14 protein-coding genes are annotated in these 19,120 nt (G+C 39.1%); 3 read left to right on the top strand and 11 right to left on the bottom strand.

What is annotated here, in order from left to right; translation table 11 throughout:
• Positions 1-170 precede the first annotated feature (170 nt).
• Positions 171-626 carry an XRE family transcriptional regulator gene (locus ACTH6U_RS10875; RefSeq protein WP_294110548.1) on the bottom strand — a complete coding sequence of 152 codons (456 nt, stop codon included), beginning with the start codon at positions 624-626 and terminating at the stop codon, positions 171-173.
• 199 nt (positions 627-825) lie between these two features.
• On the opposite strand from ACTH6U_RS10875, the gene leuE reads away from it, so the two are divergent.
• Both leuE and tadA read left to right on the top strand, forming a co-directional pair.
• Positions 826-1,473 (top strand): leucine efflux protein LeuE, encoded by a 648-nt coding sequence (gene leuE, locus ACTH6U_RS10870; protein ID WP_441832180.1) that lies wholly within the window; start codon positions 826-828, stop codon positions 1,471-1,473.
• A 130-nt stretch (positions 1,474-1,603) separates the two neighbouring features.
• Positions 1,604-2,095, top strand: coding sequence for a tRNA adenosine(34) deaminase TadA (tadA, locus tag ACTH6U_RS10865; protein ID WP_441832179.1), 492 nt, complete (start codon positions 1,604-1,606; stop codon positions 2,093-2,095).
• Between the two features lie 59 nt (positions 2,096-2,154).
• Here tadA and mltF read toward each other — a convergent pair whose 3' ends face one another.
• A complete protein-coding gene (gene mltF, locus ACTH6U_RS10860) occupies positions 2,155-3,825 on the bottom strand; it encodes a membrane-bound lytic murein transglycosylase MltF (protein ID WP_441832178.1) in 1,671 nt (556 codons plus the stop codon).
• A gap of 293 nt (positions 3,826-4,118) precedes the next feature.
• Here mltF and purL point away from each other — a divergent pair, with 293 nt between their 5' ends.
• Positions 4,119-8,006 (top strand): phosphoribosylformylglycinamidine synthase, encoded by a 3,888-nt coding sequence (purL, locus tag ACTH6U_RS10855; protein ID WP_441832177.1) that lies wholly within the window; start codon positions 4,119-4,121, stop codon positions 8,004-8,006.
• Positions 8,007-8,055: 49 nt separating this feature from the next.
• Here the strand turns inward: purL and ACTH6U_RS10850 are convergent, their stop codons facing one another.
• The 9 genes from ACTH6U_RS10850 to ACTH6U_RS10810 all read right to left on the bottom strand — a co-directional run bounded on the left by ACTH6U_RS10850 (position 8,056) and on the right by ACTH6U_RS10810 (position 18,178).
• Entirely contained in the window at positions 8,056-8,421 is a 366-nt protein-coding gene (locus tag ACTH6U_RS10850) for a type II toxin-antitoxin system PemK/MazF family toxin (RefSeq protein WP_294110556.1), read from the bottom strand.
• Positions 8,421-8,684, bottom strand: a complete 264-nt coding sequence (locus tag ACTH6U_RS10845; protein ID WP_294110558.1) for an AbrB/MazE/SpoVT family DNA-binding domain-containing protein — start codon at positions 8,682-8,684, stop codon at positions 8,421-8,423. Before ACTH6U_RS10845 ends, ACTH6U_RS10850 begins: the two co-directional genes overlap by 1 nt.
• A 137-nt stretch (positions 8,685-8,821) precedes the next feature.
• Positions 8,822-9,907, bottom strand: a complete 1,086-nt coding sequence (gene fbpC / locus ACTH6U_RS10840) for a ferric ABC transporter ATP-binding protein (RefSeq protein WP_441832199.1) — start codon at positions 9,905-9,907, stop codon at positions 8,822-8,824.
• On the bottom strand, positions 9,897-11,975 hold the full coding sequence (locus tag ACTH6U_RS10835; RefSeq protein ID WP_294110562.1) for an ABC transporter permease: 2,079 nt from the start codon (positions 11,973-11,975) through the stop codon (positions 9,897-9,899). The genes fbpC and ACTH6U_RS10835 overlap by 11 nt, the downstream gene beginning before the upstream one ends.
• A gap of 266 nt (positions 11,976-12,241) precedes the next feature.
• A complete protein-coding gene (locus tag ACTH6U_RS10830; RefSeq protein WP_294110564.1) occupies positions 12,242-13,273 on the bottom strand; it encodes an ABC transporter substrate-binding protein in 1,032 nt (343 codons plus the stop codon).
• 55 nt (positions 13,274-13,328) lie between these two features.
• A complete protein-coding gene (gene uhpC / locus ACTH6U_RS10825; RefSeq protein WP_441832176.1) occupies positions 13,329-14,654 on the bottom strand; it encodes an MFS transporter family glucose-6-phosphate receptor UhpC in 1,326 nt (441 codons plus the stop codon).
• Between the two features lie 106 nt (positions 14,655-14,760).
• On the bottom strand, positions 14,761-16,287 hold the full coding sequence (locus ACTH6U_RS10820; RefSeq protein ID WP_336431046.1) for an MASE1 domain-containing sensor histidine kinase: 1,527 nt from the start codon (positions 16,285-16,287) through the stop codon (positions 14,761-14,763).
• A gap of 23 nt (positions 16,288-16,310) precedes the next feature.
• Positions 16,311-16,937 carry a response regulator gene (locus tag ACTH6U_RS10815; RefSeq protein WP_434719265.1) on the bottom strand — a complete coding sequence of 209 codons (627 nt, stop codon included), beginning with the start codon at positions 16,935-16,937 and terminating at the stop codon, positions 16,311-16,313.
• Between the two features lie 209 nt (positions 16,938-17,146).
• Complete coding sequence (locus tag ACTH6U_RS10810; RefSeq protein WP_441832175.1) at positions 17,147-18,178, bottom strand: methyltransferase; 1,032 nt, start codon at positions 18,176-18,178, stop codon at positions 17,147-17,149.
• Positions 18,179-19,120: the final 942 nt, after the last annotated feature.

Here is a 19,120-nt window from a genome sequence, read left to right as displayed (position 1 = left end):
GAATGTAAACAAAAATTGATGGTTAGTAATTAATATTATTTTTCATAATTATATTAAATTGGATTTAACTAAATATTAAATAGTATTTGTAATAATATTATTATGATTATGTGAAAAATAAAGGTTAAGGTAATTCTCAACCTTTACTATTAATTTATTGTAAAAAAATATTATGCTTCAACAAAATTAACTTTATAAATATACCATTCTTTATTATTTTCAGCTTGAATAAAGATATGAAGGATACCACCTGATAGGAACATGGTTGTTGATTTTATAGTGTTTTCAACGGCGAACTCATCACTTAATAATAAAGTAATGCTTGCATTATCAGCTATTTGATAAAATTGAAAAACTTTAGTTTCTAAGTTGTAACCGTATAAAAACTGTTTATTTTGAGTCGTGTCATAAAAAGCTTGCAGATTACTCAAATAAGAAAGTAACTTTCCTTTTTGAATCGGTGCTTTATCATCAATTTTTCCATTATCTGCTAGGGAATAAACAGTATATGATTTATCTTTTGAATGACCTAAGAAGAAGTTTTTTTTAGCTGCCGAGAATGCGAGTGTTGTTGGGTAAAAATCTTCAAAGCCTGATTTTTGGACTGTTGATTTATAAACTACCATTTTATTTTCCTTATATTTAAAATGAATTAACATGATTTTAAAATCACGTTTATCATATTTAAATAATTATATTTTAAAAATAATTTTTATTATTAGCCTCTAATATGAACATTAATAATATAAAAATAATTAATATTATAAATATTCACAAATAATAGTAGTTGTGGTAATAATAACGAAAAAATCATAAGGGTGTTCTATGTTTGAGAATCTAGGGGTGTTAAATTTTTGGACTTACCTAGCAGGGTTAGTTCTTATCATTATTGTACCTGGTCCAAATTCTCTATATGTATTAAAAACAAGTACTTCACATGGTACTAAAGTGGGTTATCGCGCAGCGCTAGGTGTATTTACAGGGGATGCTATGTTGATTTTTCTCTCCTTTATTGGAGTCGCATCATTGATTAAAGCGTCTCCGACACTATTTACCATTGTGCGTTATCTTGGGGCTGCCTACCTTTTATACTTAGGCGGCAAAATTTTATATGCCACGTTTTTCCAAAAAAAGGCACTTACAGCCCACGTGGGTATGGTTGCGGTCAAAACTGAGAAAGTTTTTACTCGGGCATTGGTGCTAAGTTTGACCAACCCAAAAGCAATTTTATTTTATATTTCATTTTTTATTCAATTTATTGATTTTAATTATTCTCACGCTTGGGTTCCCTATCTCGTTTTAGCGACCATTTTAGAAATTGTCAGTTTTTTATATTTAAGCCTTCTTATTTTTAGTGGTTACTTAATTGCCCGCTTCTTACGTGAAAAGAAAGTTTTAGCTAAGTTAGGTAATTGTACTGTTGGCGCTTTTTTTATGGGTTTTGCCGCTAAATTGGCTATTTTTAGTAATTGATATTATAACCGATTAATTTATTAGCATAATTTATTTAAATAAGTCATGAAGAGCTATAATATTTCAAGTTGTGGGCACTCTGACATTTCGTGATAATCTAAGGCTAAATAAGTAGAGCATTGAGGTCAGAGTGACACAAATACAAATAGATGAATATTGGATGGAACAAGCGCTTGAGCTAGCTCAAAATGCACAACAAGCTGGAGAAATCCCTGTTGGCGCATTACTCGTTAAGGATAACCAACTTATAGCTTCAGGATGGAATTGCTCTATCCGCAATCATGATGCTACCGCTCATGCAGAAATGATAGCATTACAGCAAGCAGGACAAGTTCTTAGTAATTATCGTCTGCTTGATACCACGCTCTATGTTACTTTGGAACCTTGTATTATGTGTGCAGGGGCGATGATCCATAGCCGTATCGGGCGTGTCGTTTATGGTGCTAAAGATTTTAAAACAGGAGCTTGTGGCTCTTACATCGATATTATGGGACAGGTAGGTTTAAACCATTATGTGGAAGTCACTGGGGGGATTTTGGCAGAAAGATGCTCATCTATGCTAAGTGCTTTTTTTAAAATGCGCAGGGCGCAGAAAAAGCTGCAAAAGAATCAATCAATTTAGTTCCTTTTTGCACTTTTCTTATTTATTTCTATTTCTAGGTTTGTTTTGTTTACTCATTTTCAATTAGAAATTGCCTCAGTTGATGGGGCGGTTGCGCTATGGTTGGTATCAGTGGGCTGATAAGGGATAGTTGATGCAAATTGCGGTTTTAAAGGTAGTTTAATCTCAGGAGTAAAAAGAGGTGTCTTTTGTGTTGAGTTAACTGACTCAACGTAATGAAGACTGACTTTTTCTTCCGTAGGTATCTGTTTTTCATGTTGAACTGATTCAGTTTCCCCTGTTTTGTTGTTTTCAGATAACTCAGGTGAAATAATATAGGTTAATGATTTTTGTGCGATATCTAATGTACGCTGTTTTTTATCTTTATTTTCCAAGTATCCCACTAAGCTTTGATGATAACGCCTGATATTTTCCACGTATCGGTATGCTTCATGGCCTCGTGCATAACCGTAAGGGAGTTGAGAATAATATTTTTTCTGTGTAAGTAGTGGCAGCCTTGCTTTGACGTCCAGCCAGCGGTTAGGGTCTCCGCCTAACATTTCAGTGAGCTTTCTTACATCCTGCATATGGCCATATCCCATATTATAAGCCGATAAAGCAAACCAAATACGGTCGTCTTCCTCAATGGACTCAGGCAGACGCTCCATAATATATTCAAGATAGGCAGCCCCCCCTTTGATACTTTCTTCTGGATCTAATCTATCGGCGATCCCCATTGTCGCTGCGGTGGGCTTAGTTAGCATCATTAACCCTCTAACACCTGTGGGAGAGGTGGCTAGCGGATCCCAATGAGATTCTTGCCATGCAATGGCGGCAAGTAGCTTCCAATCTAGTGATGTTGCGTATCGTTCGAATAGAGGCTGATATTCAGGTAATTTATTATTGATTGCACTGATAAATGTTAGGGTATCAAAATAATCGAATGTTTTGACATGACTAAAATATTTTTCATTTAGACGAGCAAGTAAGTCAGTTTCGTGGCTTGAATTGAAAAAATCGAGTAATGCCGCATCTAGACTATCATCCTGATTACGGCTCATATACCAAGTGATGGCATGATCGTCGAGTAAATCAAAAGCGACAGCGATTTGCGGATGAATGCGTTGTTGCAGTGCAATGGCAATTGAATCTTCCAATACATAATCAATCTCACCCTCTGCTACCATTTCAAGTAATTGATTTGTAGTGTACTTTGAGCTTTCTTCCCATTTTAGGTTTGGGTATTCTTTAGCGAGCCTTTTTAAAGTACTTGCGTGAGCGGTACCTGACATAACCATCAGTTTGCCGTTGATATCATTAAAAGATCTAGGACGAGTTGAACCTTTGCGGTAAACCAGTTGCTGAGTTACATTTAAATAGCTCGGCCCCGTTTTCATTTTCTGTAGTCTATCTTTGTTATATAACAAGCCAGCTACTGCAATATCTGCGGTGCCATTGTCTAAATCATCAAAAATTTGTTCGAAAGTGGGTCTGATGGTGATTTTTAACTTCACTCCTAAGTACGCAGCAAAGCCTTGAGCAAGCTCATAGTCAAAACCACGAAGCTGTTTTTGCTCATCGATATAGATAAGTGGCGAGCTAACGGCACTAATACGCAATTCCCCTTGAGATAGAATTTTATTGACTTGAGAATCTTGCGTATTTGACCATCGAATGTTGAAGCCGATGATCATAGTAGCCAGTAAAGCAATGACCACGATAATTAAATAGTTAACTTTTAAGTTATTCAAATAGTTATTTCTCGTGCATTAACTGGTGTAGTTGCTGGTGTAGTGATTCAAAAAAAATTTAAAAAAGAAAAAATAATTAAGTAATGGTTATAATTCCAGTGGTTAGGTATTTTGCTCAACTATTATGATCGGTGCAACCTATATTATGCTATTTAGCACATAATAATATTTCACTAATCGCTTTTTTTTTAATCACGCAAACGGTTTCGTATTGATGAACATTGCTTTATAATAGTGTCGGTTTCCCTGCTTTCATGATCAGGGCTGGCGTTTAAAAGAGAGAAATAAAGACGATGGAAATTTTGCGTGGTTCACCTGCTCTATCAGCATTTCGTATTACCCGCCTTTTGGCACTGTTTACTGAAAAACAGCTCCCTGTAACGGATATCTATGCTGAATATATGCACTTTGCTGAATTATCAGCGCCGTTGAGTGATAGTGAGCAAGGAAAACTGAGCAGCCTATTAAATTATGGCCCCTCTCTTGCAGAGCATGAACCATTCGGTAAACTTATTTTAGTAACCCCGCGTCCGGGAACTATCTCTCCTTGGTCTTCAAAAGCGACGGATATTGCACATAACTGTGGCTTAGCGCAGGTCAAACGAATTGAGCGAGGTATTGCTTACTATGTTCAAGCTAATACGTTAACTGAAAAGCAATGGCAAGAAGTCACCGCAATATTGCATGATCGTATGATGGAAAGGGTGTTTACCTCTTTTGATCAAGCTTCTGCACTATTTGTACAGCATCAGCCAGCACCATTGAAAGTGATTGATATCATTAAAGGTGGGCGTTTAGCCTTAGATACTGCAAATAAAGAAATGGGCTTGGCACTTGCTGATGATGAAATTGATTATTTACTCAATGCATTTACGGGCTTAAAACGTAATCCAACCGATATTGAGCTTTATATGTTTGCGCAGGCAAACTCAGAACATTGCCGCCATAAAATCTTCAATGCAGATTGGGTGATTGATGGTGAAGAACAGCCGAAATCGCTGTTTAAAATGATTAAAAATACCTTCGAAAAAACACCTGATTACGTCTTGTCTGCATATAAAGACAATGCTGCTGTTATGGAAGGCTCTTCAGTAGGGCGTTTCTTCCCTGAACCGAATGGTCGTACATATCGTTATCATCAAGAAGATGCGCATATCTTGATGAAAGTTGAAACTCACAACCACCCAACGGCTATTTCACCTTGGCCGGGCGCTGCAACGGGCTCTGGTGGTGAAATTCGTGATGAAGGCGCAACAGGGCGTGGTGCTAAACCAAAAGCAGGCTTAGTTGGTTTTTCAGTCTCTAATCTACGGATTCCAGGTTTTGAACAACCATGGGAAGAGGATTTTGGTAAACCAGAACGTATCGTCACTGCACTTGATATCATGCTAGATGGCCCTTTGGGCGGCGCTGCATTTAATAATGAGTTTGGTCGTCCAGCCCTTTTGGGTTATTTCCGTACTTATGAAGAGAAAGTTAATAGTCATAATGGCGAGGAGTTACGGGGTTACCATAAACCGATTATGTTAGCAGGTGGTATTGGTAATATTCGTGCTAATCATGTGCAAAAAGGTGAAATTACCGTTGGTGCGAAATTAATTGTACTTGGCGGCCCCTCAATGAATATTGGCCTTGGCGGCGGCGCTGCATCATCAATGGCATCAGGGCAATCGGATGCTGATTTAGATTTTGCCTCTGTTCAACGTGATAATGCTGAAATGGAACGCCGTTGTCAGGAAGTCATAGACAGATGTTGGCAGCTAGGTGACGACAATCCAATTTTATTTATTCATGACGTAGGGGCTGGTGGCTTATCAAATGCCATGCCTGAACTGGTTAGTGACGGTGGTCGCGGTGGCCGTTTTGAATTGCGTAAAATTCTTAACGATGAACCGGGTATGAGCCCGTTAGAAGTTTGGTGTAATGAATCTCAAGAACGCTATGTAATGGCCGTCTCACCTGAACAATTACCTGTATTTACGGCGATTTGTGAACGCGAACGTGCGCCTTTTGCCGTTATTGGTGAAGCGACAGAAGAACGCCATTTAATATTAAATGATGAACATTTTGATAATCAACCAATTGATATGCCATTGGATGTTTTATTAGGTAAAGCGCCTAAAATGTTAAGGGATGTCACTACATTAAAAGCGGAGCCACAGCCCTTAGATAGAACTGCGATAAGCTTAAATGAAGCAATAAAACGCGTTTTGCATCTTCCTGCTGTTGCTGAAAAAACTTTTTTAATCACTATTGGTGACCGTACTGTAACCGGCATGGTTGCACGTGATCAGATGGTAGGGCCTTGGCAGATTCCAGTATCAGATTGTGCGGTAACGGCTGCGAGTCTTGATAGTTATTATGGCGAGTCGATGTCAATTGGCGAAAGAACCCCAGTTGCGTTGATTGATTTTGCAGCTTCTGCTCGAATGGCGGTTGGTGAAGCATTAACGAATCTTGCTTGTTCATATGTTCAAAATCTAAAACGCGTTAAGCTATCAGCTAACTGGATGTCTGCAGCGGGCCATCCCGGTGAAGACGCCGGTTTATACGCAGCAGTTAAAGCGATTGGCGAAGAACTTTGCCCTGCACTCGGTATTGCCATTCCTGTAGGTAAAGACTCGATGTCGATGAAGACCCGTTGGAAGCAAAATGGTGAAGAGCGTGAGATGACATCGCCACTATCATTAGTGATAACGGCATTTGGTCGCGTTGAAGATGTACGTTTAACCGCAACGCCAGAGTTAAAAACTACGGCTGACAATGCATTATTATTGATAGATCTTGGTCAAGGTCATAACGCATTAGGCGGCTCAGCTTTAGCACAGGTTTATCGTCAGTTAGGTAACAAAGCCCCTGACGTTCGTCATCCTGAGCTACTCGCGGGCTTCTTTAATACGATTCAACAGCTACTATCAGAGCAGAAATTATTAGCCTATCACGATCGTTCTGATGGTGGATTATTTGTGACATTAGCTGAAATGGCCTTTGCTGGGCATTGTGGTATTAATGTTGATATCAGTTCATTTGATGAGGATACGCTCGCAGCGTTGTTTAATGAAGAGCTGGGCGCTGTTATTCAAATTGAAGGTAAAGATCGTCAGTATGTAGAGGACTGTTTTACACAGGCAGGACTTGTAGATTGTGTTCATTACTTGGGTACTGCAATTAATGATGATGCGATAATTATCAATAGTCGCGATACTGTTGTTTATAATGAGTCTCGTAGTTTATTGCGTCAATGGTGGGCTGAAACTACATGGCAGATGCAGCGTTTGCGCGATAACGAAGTTTGTGCTGACGAAGAGCATGCCGCGAAACTGGAAACTAAAGATCCTGGGTTGAATGCTCATCTCACATTTGATATTGCTGATGATATTGCAGCTCCGTATATTTTATCGGGTGTTCGTCCAAAAGTTGCCGTATTACGCGAACAAGGGGTTAACTCCCACGTAGAAATGGCTGCTGCATTTGATCGTGCCGGTTTTGATGCGGTTGACGTGCACATGAGTGATTTACTGGCTGGTAATTTATCTCTCGAGCAATTCCAAACGTTAGTGGCTTGTGGTGGTTTCTCTTATGGGGATGTACTCGGTGCAGGGGAAGGTTGGGCTAAATCTATCTTATTTAATACTAAAGTACGTGATGAATTTGCCACTTTCTTTAATCGGCCAGACACGTTGTCATTAGGCGTTTGTAATGGTTGCCAGATGATGTCTAACTTGCATAGTTTGATCCCCGGTGCTGAATATTGGCCTCGCTTTGTTCGTAACCGGTCAGAACGTTTTGAAGCGCGTTTTAGCCTTGTTGAGATTACAAAAAGCCCATCGTTGTTATTACAAGATATGGCAGGCTCTCGTATGGCAATTGCTGTTTCTCATGGGGAAGGGCAAATTGAAACTCGAGCTCAAGATCATTTACAACAGCTAGAAAATGGCAAGCTGGTGGCGATGCGTTTTGTGAACAATCATGGACAAGTCACAGAGCAATATCCAGCGAATCCAAATGGCTCTGTCAACGGTATTACATCAGTGACCTCGATTGATGGCCGCGCAACAATTATGATGCCACATCCTGAGCGAGTATTCCGTACAGTGAGTAACTCATGGCATCCAGATAATTGGGGTGAAGATAGCCCATGGATGCGTATTTTCCGTAATGCGCGTAAGCAATTAGGTTGATATTGAAAAATTAATAAGAAATAAAAAGCACTCATTATGGGTGCTTTTTTTATTGAGGGTCGATTATATCGATGATTTTGCCTAAAACTTCCTCAAATACACTTTCTTCAAGTGTGGCTGAGTAGTTAGCTTTTCGCGCTAATAAATCTAATGAACGTAATTGGTAGCATAGAACACAGCCTGTAATTTTTCCGGTATCTGTACTTGAGCCATCTAAATAGACTGTAACGCTTTGAGTTCGTGATGTCCTGCCTCCACTCGTAATAGGAGCGCATAGTGTTGTACCAAGTGCATTGTTGAGTTGCGAGTCAGTTATAACTAAATAATAGTGTGGACCTTTAAATTCTTTACCATTAACAGGATCGCCATTGATATGCCAGATTTGGCCTTTATGTGGTTTTTTAGTTTTAGCCATTAGATAATCTCATGGCCAATAGGATCTGAATTATCTAACTGGCTATTTAAGGCTTTAATTTCATTTTCATCAATACCAGAAAGTAGCTCTGATAATGATTTACGTCCTCTTGCAACCCGTTTAGTTGGTTTGATACAAACGGATTCACCAAATGCATCTATATCTAACTTCATTCCGACAACCCAACCCGCCATATTTGCGACATCACTTGGGATTGTTAATACAACCGCTCCACCTTGTTGCCTTAATCTTGTAGTTGACATGTTTTCTCCTTCAAAATCTAATTGTGACTCTGTAATACTATAGCACTAAGTTACACAAAGTCACACTATCCTTTACCTAAAAAAAACCGCCTAATTTTCATTAGACGGCTGTTGGTATTCACAATACTTATTATTAATTATTCAAGGACAAACATACCGTAAGGGTGAATTTGTAAGTACAGATTTTCCCCGACAGACGGCTGTAATTGTGTGGCATTAATTTGTAATAACATTGATTGACCATGCCAATCTACAGTTACCTCATATTGAGGTCCCATATAAGCAACATAGGTAATTGTACAGCGCTGGCTCTCATCACCTTGTAAACTGAGGGTAATAGCCTCAGGGCGAACACCCAAGGTAACTTGATTTTTATCTGTTACAATCTGAACGGGACGCGGCAGGCGATAGTTAAAAATATCAACCGTATCATGGGTCAATGTGGCTGGGAAAATATTTGCATCTCCCATGAAACTTGCCATGAACTTGGATGCAGGCTGGCGGTAAAGTTCTTGCGGTGAGCCAAGTTGCATAATTTTACCCTTATTCATTACCAATACCATATCAGAAACTGCAAAAGCTTCACTTTGGTCATGAGTAACATACAAAGAAGTAATATTAAATTGTTGCTGCAATTCACGAATTTTTTCACGCATACTGCGGCGCAAATTGGCGTCCAAGTTACTTAACGGCTCATCAAATAACAGTACTTTAGGTTTTAGAATAAGGGCGCGAGCTAAGGCAACACGCTGTTGTTGCCCTCCTGAAATTTGATCAACAAATCGCTCAGCAAAACCAGCTAAATCAACGATCTCTAATGCTTCATCGACACGTTTCTTAATTTCTGCTTTTGGTAAACCAAGCATTTTAAGACCATATCCAACGTTTTCCCCTAAAGACATATGTGGGAACAGTGCATAAGATTGGAATACCATACAGATATCACGCTGCTGGATTGATCTGTCGGTAACATCTTCTCCATCGATAAACATACGTCCTTCTGTGGGCTTTTCAAGACCTGCCACGAGGCGTAATACGGTTGTTTTACCACAACCCGATGGTCCTAATAGCGTCACCATACTGCCTTGCGGAATGGAAAGGCTTAAATCATCGATGACCGTGTTGTCGCCAAAACGCTTAGTGATATTTTTTAATTCAACAAAACTGGTTGTTTTTACAGAACTTGATTGCGTCATGTTAATTACTCCGTGATTACTGTGCATTTTTGGCTTTGGAACGTGAAACACGGGCTTCGCCAATCAAATAGTCAAACAAGAAAATAATGGCTAGCATGACCACTATCAAAATAGAACCGTAAGCTATTGCAACACCATATTCGCCATCTTCTACTCGATTAAGAATATAAGCCGTAGCGACACGGGTGTCTGGTGTGACTAAGAAAACAATGGCGCTGACAGTTGTAATAGCTCGAACGAAACTGTAAATCAGCGCGGATAAGATAGCAGGGCGCAATAATGGCAACAGAATGTGGAAAATAGTGCGCATTGAACCTGCTCGTAAGCTGAGTGAGGCTTCATCAAGTGATTTATCGATTTGTCCAAGTCCTGCAATACCGGCTCGAATACCAACAGGCACATTACGCATCGTCATTGAAATAATGATAATGGCAGCAGTACCCGTGAGATAAAACGGTGAGTCATTAAAGGCTAAGATATAAGACACCCCAGCAACTGTGCCAGGTACAGCAAAGCAAAGCATGGTGGTGAATTCAATTGTTTTTTTACCGCGGAACTCTTGGCGTACGACAATATATGCGATCAATAGACCGAGTATGGCGGTTATTGGCGCTGCGATAGCGGCATAAAGTAAAGTATCTAGTAATGAAGGCCATGCACCATCACTCATACCTTGACCAAACAATTTAATGAAGTTATCTAAGGTTAAGGTGTAATCCACACCCCAGTTAACTGTGAAGCTTCCGTAGAAAATGCTGCCATACAGCAACACATTGAATGCGACCCAGATAGCTAAGAAAGTTGTGACAATGGTAACTAATGAGTTTGGTAATGGTTGCACATCACCACGGTAAGATTTGCCGGACACCGTGACATAAGAGCGTTTGCCAATCCACATATACTGTACGCAAAATACCAGTAATGAGAATACTAATAATGAGGCGCCTAAGGTACTTGCGGCTTGATAGTCAAGTTGGGAACCCGTGATGTAGAAGTAAATTTGCGTCGCTAAAACGTCAAAGTTACCGCCTAAAACTAGTGGGTTACTAAAGTCAGCTAATGATTGAACGATAACAATCAAAAAGGCATTTGCCAGTGCGGGTTTTAATAACGGCATAAAGACGTTGAAGAAAGTCTGATAGCGATTTGCACGTAATGTATAAGACGCTTCTTCCAATGATGGGTGAATAGTTTTAATCGCCCCATCTAAAATCATAAACGACATCGGGGTAAACGCTAATACTTGCGCTAACCAAATACCGGTAAAACCATATAGCCAGTTAGTGTTTTCTAACCCCATATAAGCGGCCATAAATTCAGTAATGTAACCTGAACGTCCCATCATTAAGGTAACGCCTAAGCCAACAACAAAAGGTGGCGTTACAATGGGTAAAATTGAGAAAACACGACCAATAATGGCTGATCGTTTCGCAATTCTTGAAGTATAAATAGCTAATATTAAACCGAAGAAGGTACAGCCTGCACCTACTGCCAGTGATAAAAATACTGAATTAATAATAACTTGAATAATGTGTGACTGTGTGAGAATAGCGACAAAAGCAAATGGAGCAAAATTTCCATTACCATCGGTAAACATCGGAACGAAAATCGCAATGCTTGGGAACACGATAAAGAGTGCGATTAACACAACAACGGTTATCAAAGAGCCAATGACAAATTGGTCACCACCAAGCCACTCTAATCGAGTCAGCGCAAGCGTCATCACCATACCAAGGGCAATGAACAGAATAATAGTGGAATACCCGAGTCCTTTACCTTCAAAATAAGAGGTTAAAATAACCACCGCAGCGGTGATAACGGCAACGGCAATATCAAAATAATGGCGTTTTTTATGATGGCGATCCGCCGGTGTTAATGGGCGAATAAATAAAATAGAAGGCAATAAGAACCAAAGCCAACTAATATTCACATTACTCCAGCCGTAAGCGGACAATATTTCATCTTGTGTCGAATCAAGTAAGCCATAGTCGAGGCTCCAAGATGGCAATAAAGCGAAGCCAAGCCAAGCGATTAGCAGCCAAAGGAATGTCGTATCCTTTTTATTTGAGGCTGATAAAGTTAGGGTTTGAGGCATTGTTTTTCCCTCTGTCCGTCATATTTCATGTTGCAATGGTATTGGCTGCTTCCGCGACCTAATCGATCGCTTCCCTTACCGTTTTATTGCCACTCAAACTATTTAGGACGTAATTAAATTATTATTTAAATATATTTATCAATTAACTACTTAGGTAGTGATTAAAGATAATAAGCTACCCGCACCTAAAATTAATTTAGATGTAATTATTGTATTTATTATTTAGTAAGTGCTCAGTGCGGTGTATTAACACCGCACTTTGGTCGTTATTTGCTCATTTTGACTTCAGTAACCCATTTGTTGATAAGATTTTTACGGATTTCAGCATCGCCGTATTTATCCATATCATAATTGATTAAATTCAGGTCATTGAGTTTTAATGAAATAGGTGAAGATTCTGCGGTTGTATTGGTTAAGATTTGGTAGGATTTACCTTCTTTCCAGCTCAACTCTTGTGCTTCTTTAGATAAAACAAAATCAACGAACAATTTGGCGTTATCCATATTACGTGCATTTTTCAAAATACTAATGCCACCAATTTCATAGCCAGTACCTTCACATGGGGCGATAAGTTCCAACGGTGCGCCATTTTCAACTTCTAATGAGTAATCATGTAAGAAGCCGATGCCAATTGCAGATTCGCCACGGGCGGCGTTACGTGCAGGGGCAATACCTGATTTGGTGTATTGTGAAATATTGCTATTCAATTTTTTAAGGTAATCAAACGCTTGCTCATTTCCCCAAAGTTGGTCGAAAGTGGCAAGAGCGGTATAAGCTGTACCTGAACTTTGTGGATCTGCAATTTGAATTTCACCTTTATATTCAGGTTTAATCAAATCTTTCCAGCACGTTGGGATTGGTAAACCTTTTTCTTTTAAACGATCTTTATTAACGCCAAAACCTAAGATTCCAATGTAAACCGCAGAGGAGTAGTTTCCTTTACGTTTAGCCGGATCTTGGAATTGTGGCATGATTTGGCTAAGATTTGGTGATTTATAGGCTGCTAAAAGATCCATTTCGCCCGCTTGCGAATGTGGGTCTAACGTACCGCCATACCAAACGTCTGCTTGTGGATTACGTTTTTCTGCTTCAATTTTAGCCAGTGTGCTGCCTGAACCATTACGTATAAATGTTGTTTTAACATCATATTTTTTAGCGAAAGCTTGAGTTTCAGTTTCACACATTGCATTGGTCGCACTACAGTAAACAACCAGTCGTCCTGCTGCATTTGCCGTGGTAGAAATTGCTGCCAGTGATAAGCCCGCAGCGATAAGTGTAGAGAGAGTTTTCAGTTTCATTGTCAGTCCTTTATTTAGGTTCTAGTATCGGATCAGAATAAATATAAAAAACAATTTAGGTCTTATTGTTAGAGAGTGAAACAGTGCCTGCTAAATGCTCCCGCTTGCTAACATTTGCAATCAAAAGAGGCATTAGCAGTAGCCCCATCAACGCCGCCGCACTGGCAAGTAGGGCAAACATTCCCGACCAACCGTAATTTGCGATGACTTGAGAGAGCGGCCACCCTGCGATTGCAGCGCCTAAATAGGCATACAACCCAAGATAGCCAGTTACCGTTCCGGCTGCTTGTTTGTGACAGTATTCTGTAGCAGCCAGACCGATCAACATTTGTGGTCCAAAAACAAAAAAGCCAATAGCGAAAAAACATACAGCTAATAATGCGTAGTGATGAATTGGCGTTAACCATAAGGCACTAACCGAAACAACGAGGCCTAAGGAGAAAAGCAAAATCATCGGGGCGCGTTGCCCTTTAAATAAAATATCAGAACCCCAACCTGAACATACCGCGCCGAGTAGCCCGCCTAATTCAAATAAAGATAAAGTGGCATTCGCACTCAGTAAGTTTGTACCGTGGGTTTCGGTTAACCATAGATTTCCCCAATCGTTTATCGCCATGCGGATCAGATAAACTAAAATGTAAGAAAAACCTAATAACCAAATCATACGGTTAAATAAAATCGTTTCTTTCAAGATGGACAACATTGGTAAGGGCGGCGATAAACGTTCTTGTCGTAGTTCTAAAACATCGTGACGCCACTGCCCAACGGTCGGTAATTGCTCTTCTTGGGGTGTTCCTTTTAGCTGGCGACATAACCAGAGTCCAATGACAACACCAATAATTCCAGGGACGATTAATGCCATTTGCCAACTATAGTGAGTAGCGAGCAATGCGGTTAATAGTGGAAGTAACATGCCACCGAGGTTGATAGATATATTCCACAATCCCCACCAAAATCCGCGTTCGTTACGAGAGTACCAATGTGTCAAAATTCGAGCGCAAGGTGGCCATCCCCAACCTTGAAAAAAACCATTCAATGTCCAAACAATCAGTAATGCAGGAAAAGAAAGGCAATAAGCAAATACGATATTGAGAACTCCCGTCATGACAAGACCAACACCCATAAACCAGCGATAGCCTGTGATATCATGAAAAATCCCCGATAAGAATTTCGAGAACCCATAAGTTAAATAAAAGGCAGTTGCTATCCAACCAATATCACTTTTGTCTAAAAATAACTCGGCCTGCATGACGGGCATGACGAAATTAAAACTTTTTCGTGTCAAATAAAAAGTGGCATAACCAATAATCATCGATAGCATCAATTTACGACGCCAAAAATGGTATGAATTATCGATATCGGTGGTATTTTTGCCTGTCATGGTGGCATTTCTCCCGTTTGGCAAAATGTAATCAAATTTTTAACAAAATGGATGAGATAAGGTATTAGGAGACTAGGAATTATTCTTAGTTTTTAGCTTTTTAGTTTCAAAGTGTGGGCAAGTTAACAATTATTTTTGTACCGCCTTGAGTTGTCAGTGTCCAGTCGCCGCCTAGCGCTCGAATGCGTTCTTCTATTCCACGTAAACCAAACCCGCTGGTTCGCTTGCTAAATGGAATGCCAACTCCATTATCATTAACAATTAGCTGTATCGAGTCACCATACTGTTCTAGTGAGATTTGGATTTGTGTCGCTTTGGCATGCTTACTAATATTATTTAATAACTCTTGGACTAAACGATAAAGGGTAAACAAAATGGTTTCATTTGCAGGGGTTTCTTGTAAACCATAATGAAAATCACATTGAATATTATTTTCCTCAAATGAAAATTCAGCAATAAGGTGTGTTAGCGCTTTTTCAAGTGACATCTCATTGAGTACGGGAGGGCGGAGTTGACGTAAAAGTTGACGAGTAGATTGATGGATTTGTTGAGCGAGTTCATTAATTTGGCTTGCAGCTTGGTTACTGAGAGTGTCTGTTGCTGTTTTTTTGACAAGCATTGACTGAATCTGAATCGCAGTAATATTTTGTCCAATTTCATCGTGTAACTCACGGGCAATGGCTTTTTTAATATCTTCTTCGGTATGTACTAGCTGGCGCATTAGGTCACGGCGAGCTTTTAATTCTTGCTCTAAACGTTGTCTGTATTGTTGTAAGTTACCCGCTAGCTGTTTTTGACGACTAATCGCTATTCCAAGGCCAATACCAATGAGTGCTTGAGTACTTAAAAACATTTCAAGCTCTTGTAAATCGGCAAAGGCACCATGAAATTGACGTGCAAAAGTAATAATTAAGCTACCAAGTAAGGCAGACAGCACGCCACCTTGCCAACCATAGCGATAAGCCATAAAAACATTGGGAATGAAAACAAGTAAAATAATGAGCCGTTCAATTTCGGGTGCAAAAAAAACTTGGGCGCTGAGGCCAACAACAAAAAAGAGAAAGCACCAAACAATCAAAGAGGTGCGTAGTTGTTTATCTGATGTCCCGTAATCAAGTAACATTTGATAATGCTGTTCATGGAGATATTCATAAATGAGATAAACAAATGGTGATAAAAGTATTCCACCCGTAAATGTCGTTAAGAATAACTGGCTGATAGAAAATTGAGAGAGCCAACTGAATAAAAGGGCGTGGAGTACGCTATTTGCAGCAACTCCCGCTAATAGTAGCAGCAGACGTTGCCAATATAGTGTGTAACGCCACCAAATATGCTGAATGATGAATGCAACACATAAGCTCAGTAAAGGGGATAGCAAGAGTATAGGTTGCGTTAACAATTGTTCTTCTGCTAGCCAATAATTTAGCAAACCCTCACAAAGCAGTAATGTTGGCCAATAGCGGCGCCATAGAATAATCATCAGGGCCAGTCTCAGGCCTTGAGGTAAAAATAAGGTTGCTTGAAAGCTATTTTGACTCAGGTAAAAGCCAATAATCCACAACCCAATCCAAATTAATGAGTAGGTGAAAAGTAGAAAAATCGACTGTAATAGCAAACGAGTGCTTTTAGTCATCAATAGCGACCTTCAGGGGTGATTTACCGTGAAATGAGATTATGTTCTAAGGCATAGTGAACAAGATCAATCGTATTTTCACATTGTAATTTTCCTAGCACATTGGCACGGTGCACATGTATTGTTTTATGGCTGAGATTTAACTGTTCCGCAATTGCTTTGACGCTCAACCCTGCAATTAATAAATTAAAAACTTCTTTTTCCCTTGGCGTGAGTTCTTGCATTCCTTGCTTTTGTTGTGGTGAATGTCGTAGGGCTTTCATTGCATCGGAGCACAGGTAGCACCCCCCTTGATGAACTGAGCGAACGGCTTGAACTAATTCTTCTGGGCCACAGCGTTTGGTTAAATATGCGCTTGCGCCGGCATCTAATGCGCTTTGCACAAAGGCTGGTGTGTCATAGATACTGAGTATGATGGTTCGAAAATCAGGTTTTTTTTGACGTAGGCGTGTTAGCAGTTGTAATCCGTTTTCATCAGGCATTGAAATATCCATAATCGCGACATCAATATCAAGACTAATCAAGTTAGGCCAAGCTTCTTGCGCATTGGCATATTGTCCAACAATGGCGATATCAGATTCTAAGGTTAATAACTGTGCGAAACCGGAACGTACAACAACATGGTCATCAATAAGTGCTATTTTTATCATTTATTATTGTCTGATGAATAAGGTATTTATTAAATCTTATATCAATATAAGAAGAGATAAGCTAGAGAGATAGTTTAGAATTCTGACCTGTATCTGCTAAATATATTTTGCTTTCAATCGGCTAGGGGAATGGGGTATGTATTGGGTTGATGCTAACAATAGAGTTAGACATGACACCCTCATGATGATGAGGGTGAGGGGCTATTTAATTAAAGTGGTAATACTTCAATAATATAATGGTGTGCATTTGTATTGATAATACGATTGATTTTAAGACTGGCTAAGGTAAGTAATTGGCTAAATTCTATCGCAGTACGTTCCCCTGCATCTGCAGATAGATTTGTACAAATTAACCCCAGTTCATGGCCAAAATAAGGTTGGTCATCTTCAGTGATAATATTTTCAATCAATAACAGTTTGGAAGAGGGGGACATGGCTTGGCGAATTGTTTTAAAAATTTGTACTGTTTGTTCATCTGACCAGTTATGACTAATGTACTTTAACAAGTAAATATCGGCTTCAGGACATTCTTCAAAAAATGAGCCGGGTTGAACGCGCCAGCGAGTATTATTACCAAGTAAATGAAGTATATTTTTAGCGAGTACGTGCTCTCTATCAAATAAAATACCGTTAGTTGTTGGATTTGTTTTTAACACTTCAAGTAATAGCCCTCCAAATCCACCAGCAATATCAGCAATGGTTATGTTTTCTGGGAAATCATAGCTTTTTACGATGTAATTATTTTCTATCTTTGAAAGCGAGGACATACCTTCATGAAATCCGTTGGGGTTATCATCATTTTTTTCCCAATAATCGTAGAAAGATTCTTTAAATCGATTTGTAAAAACGGGTTTGCCGGCTGCCATGTCGCTTAATTCATACAATGTCATCCAAAATGTTTTATCAGTCATCATTAAAATAGCTTGGCGAACAGAGTAAGGGTGGTCGCTGAGTAAAAATTCAGCGGAAGGGGTTAATGCAAAACCTTCACCTTTTATCGTTTTAAATATGTTTCGTGTGGCTAATAAACGTAATATTTGTTTAATGATAGGAGCTTGAGTATTTGTTTCTAAAGCTATCTGCTGAGCCGTTTTGGGACCTGTCTTTAAGATATCGGCAAGATTTAAAATCACGGCGGCACGTAAAGCTGCCTGATATGTATACCCCGTCGCTTGTTCTATAACATGTAGCCCTGCATCAATATTGCCAGGATTAGCCTCTATCGCTAATGAATTATTCATCGTTTTACCTATTGGTGGGTTTTAGTGAGGTGTTATATTTAAGTATCTGTATCTATTTTTAATTTTCAAATTAATATTTATTACTGTTAAATATTAAATAATATATTCAATACATTGATTTTTAATTAAAATTTCAATTTATTTTTATTTCACTTTAAATGATAACTATTAAAATTAATTAATTTTATTTACACTTAATGCTTGAGGTAGCATCAGTAATCTGTATGTTGGGGGGGATTATTTTGATAGCTGTATAAAATTAGCGACAAACACGATATTCCTTGTCTCTAAAAGGCGACATTTATCTTATTGATAAGTAAGAGTTTTAAAAATGAGTAATATGAGTGTCTTTAATAAGAGACAGTTAATCAGGATTTGAGGGGGCCTTTATCAAAAGAGATATAGGTTTAAATTAGGATTAAATTAAAAATCGTTATTTATCAGCGAAATAAAATTTATATTGAAAAGTTGGCACGGGTTGTGCATAATAATATTCAGTTGCTCATTCAATTTATTATGTAGGTCCAAGATTAGTTGGGTACATACCACATAAAGCAAGAATGATGCCGAAGTAAGGTGCCTACCGTCCAACACTACAGATATTTGTCTTCGGGCTTTATCAAACACAGGACGACACGTTGAGTGAGGCGCCACCTATCTAACTATAGATAATTATATCTAAATAGGTAGATAGCAAGTTAGATAAGACGTCGCTGGCGGAATAGGGGTAATGCTCTATTCCGCCTTCCTATTTTGTTGTCCGTCATACTTCAAGCTATAGCTGTGTTGGCTTCATTCAGCTATCCGAGTCACATACTTGTGTATGCTCCTCGGCTATCATCATTTGCCGCCTTGCTATAACTTGAATTATTTAGGACAACTATATTATTCAAAATCATTCAAAATCATTCAAAATCATTCAAAATCATTCAAAATCATTCA

It is taken from the genome of Providencia sp., from assembly GCF_052096715.1.
Lineage (GTDB): Bacteria > Pseudomonadota > Gammaproteobacteria > Enterobacterales > Enterobacteriaceae > Providencia.
Note: the sequence above shows the minus strand (reverse complement) of the source record. Positions and strands in the feature narration are given on the sequence as shown.

Coding starts and splice junctions, on each gene's coding strand:
- ACTH6U_RS10875 (WP_294110548.1), bottom strand. CDS start 626: ATGGTAGTTTATAAATCAACAGTCCAAAAATCAGGCTTTGAAGATTTT.
- leuE (WP_441832180.1), top strand. CDS start 826: ATGTTTGAGAATCTAGGGGTGTTAAATTTTTGGACTTACCTAGCAGGG.
- purL (WP_441832177.1), top strand. CDS start 4,119: ATGGAAATTTTGCGTGGTTCACCTGCTCTATCAGCATTTCGTATTACC.
- ACTH6U_RS10850 (WP_294110556.1), bottom strand. CDS start 8,421: ATGGCTAAAACTAAAAAACCACATAAAGGCCAAATCTGGCATATCAAT.
- ACTH6U_RS10845 (WP_294110558.1), bottom strand. CDS start 8,684: ATGTCAACTACAAGATTAAGGCAACAAGGTGGAGCGGTTGTATTAACA.
- fbpC (WP_441832199.1), bottom strand. CDS start 9,907: ATGCACAGTAATCACGGAGTAATTAACATGACGCAATCAAGTTCTGTA.
- ACTH6U_RS10835 (WP_294110562.1), bottom strand. CDS start 11,975: ATGCCTCAAACCCTAACTTTATCAGCCTCAAATAAAAAGGATACGACA.
- ACTH6U_RS10830 (WP_294110564.1), bottom strand. CDS start 13,273: ATGAAACTGAAAACTCTCTCTACACTTATCGCTGCGGGCTTATCACTG.
- uhpC (WP_441832176.1), bottom strand. CDS start 14,654: ATGACAGGCAAAAATACCACCGATATCGATAATTCATACCATTTTTGG.
- ACTH6U_RS10820 (WP_336431046.1), bottom strand. CDS start 16,287: ATGACTAAAAGCACTCGTTTGCTATTACAGTCGATTTTTCTACTTTTC.
- ACTH6U_RS10815 (WP_434719265.1), bottom strand. CDS start 16,937: ATGATAAAAATAGCACTTATTGATGACCATGTTGTTGTACGTTCCGGT.
- ACTH6U_RS10810 (WP_441832175.1), bottom strand. CDS start 18,178: ATGAATAATTCATTAGCGATAGAGGCTAATCCTGGCAATATTGATGCA.